This is a genomic window from Adlercreutzia sp. DFI.6.23, assembly GCF_024462535.1.
GTDB classification, from domain to species: Bacteria; Actinomycetota; Coriobacteriia; order Coriobacteriales; family Eggerthellaceae; genus Adlercreutzia; species Adlercreutzia rubneri.
The window spans coordinates 1-425 of the sequence record NZ_JANGBP010000125.1 but is presented as its reverse complement, the minus strand read 5'-3'; the positions used below and the strand labels follow the sequence as shown (position 1 = coordinate 425).

General features: G+C 72.2%; 1 protein-coding gene. It reads left to right on the top strand.

The features are described 5' to 3' along the window. Positions 1–425: exodeoxyribonuclease VII large subunit (locus NE591_RS12635; RefSeq protein ID WP_305145252.1), on the top strand; the 425-nt coding region annotated here is incomplete at both ends.

Sequence of the window (425 nt, the reverse complement as noted above, 5' to 3'; positions counted from 1 at the left end):
CGCTGAGGTGGTGCTCCTCGTGCGCGGCGGCGGATCCTTCGAGGATCTCATGCCCTTCAACGACCGTTGGCTGGCGCGCACCATTGCCGCCTGTCCCGTGCCCGTGGTGACGGGCATCGGGCATGAGCCGGACACCTCCATCGCCGATATGGTGGCCGACGTGCGGGCCTCGACGCCCACGGCGGCCGCAGAGGCCGTGGCGCCGGCTCAGGGCGAGATCGCCGCCCGCATCCAGGGGCTCGGCGCCGCCATGGGCCATGCCGAGAGCCGTCGTTTGGACGCGCTGTCGATCAAGATGGAACGGGTGGCTTCCCTGCCGCTGTTCCGCGAGCCAACGCGCCTGTTCGACGGCGAGGCGCTGGCCTTGGACGACCTGTCCGACCGCCTCGGCCGCGCGCTGCCGGAGGCGCTGCGCGAGGATCGCC